The following is a 1,512-nucleotide window of genomic DNA, read 5'->3' as shown; positions in this document are numbered from 1 at the left end:
AATCTAATCAAATCCGTATTATGAGTTAACACTAGAACATTCTTATTTTCTAAAAATTTAATTATTGCAAATGCGATCTTATTCTTATATATAGAGTCAAAACTTGATATAGGGTCATCTAACACAATAATGTCTGAATTAGAACGCTTAGCTTTTAAAAGTTCAAATGATAAAGAAATAAAATTTTGTTCTCCATTACTTAACTTAAAATCTTCTCTATCTTTCATATCAAGTAAAGATTGTCCACTTAAAAACAGTCTAAATCTACTGCCATCATCTTGATCTCTTTTAAGTTCTATATTTTTCCCTATATTTTCACTTACAATTTGTTTAATAAAAAGTAATTCATCATCCGTAATTTGTGGTTGCTCTTTTAATATATTTTTATATTCATAATATCTTTCTCTTAGGTCGCTATCAATTAGACAATCTTTAAATAAATGATAAATATCACATTTAATTATCTCTATAAATTTCTTTATTTCATTAATCAATAAATTAATATCATCAATACTTCCATTAGTAATAGAAGCATATAGAGTATTTTTTATTTCGAACGGATCAAAAATTTTTTTATCAACTAAACTTATTATTTCATCTAGTATTTTTTTAGTTTCTTTATCTAAAGATTCTATAAATGTTTTTTTCTCATTTTTCTTTTTTTCTATAAGTCCTTCTCCATCACCTAACATACTATCACAAACAATACACTCATGCTTATAATCAAATTTATCTAATATAGTTATTGCTACACTAGTTTCTTCTATTTTTTTTATATTTTGATTTAAATTGATTCTTTTAATGTTAAGAAGTCTAGATATTATAGATTTATTATCTGTAAAGTTCTCAATAATAAATTTATACTTTGTTTCGTCATATTTATGTATAATATCATTAGCAATAGAGATTTTTTCTATTTTATTAATAAAGTCTCCTCTATCAATTCTGCTTCCTTTTGATTGCTTATTACTTAATTCTATAACATATCTTTGTATATTTAAATCATCGATATGACTAATTAACCCATTTTTAGAACTAGATATCCCAAATTTATCTTTTAAACCCTTACTTAGTTTCTCAACAAAAAGGTTTTTAAACTCTTTATCAAGATATTTCTTTAGTTCGCATTCTTTCTTAATATTTTCCCCTATAAGATAATCACTTGCATCTCCTTTAATTATATTTCTATCATTTTGATCATTTATTATATGAAAGATATCACAATTTTCTTTTATATATAAGTTATTATTATACTCAACCTCAAACTCCATACCTATTTCATTTATTTCTTTGTCAAGAGTTTTAGCTAAACTAGTTTTTCCTGTTCCATTAGGCCCATATAATACTGCTATTCTAGACCTAGAAACTTTTTTAAACTCAATAATATTGTTCTTATTAAAATCTAAAAATGTCTCATTAAAAATATCTTGTCTTTTTAATTTCTTAAATATTAATTTATTATCCATTTTACCCCTCTTTTTAATAGTGAATTTATCTTCCAATATTTATATA

Annotated in this window: 1 protein-coding gene; it reads right to left on the bottom strand. The window is 22.9% G+C overall.

The genetic code is table 11. The annotated features are described in order from the left end of the window. Window positions 1–1,466: AAA family ATPase (locus tag E6248_RS15925; RefSeq protein ID WP_316341745.1), on the bottom strand; the 1,466-nt coding region annotated here is incomplete at its 3' end. Window positions 1,467–1,512: the final 46 nt, after the last annotated feature.

Origin of the sequence: Clostridium sp. (assembly GCF_032552055.1) — a bacterium.
GTDB lineage: Bacteria > Bacillota > Clostridia > Clostridiales > Clostridiaceae > Clostridium.
This window is presented reverse-complemented; position numbering and strand designations above follow the sequence as displayed.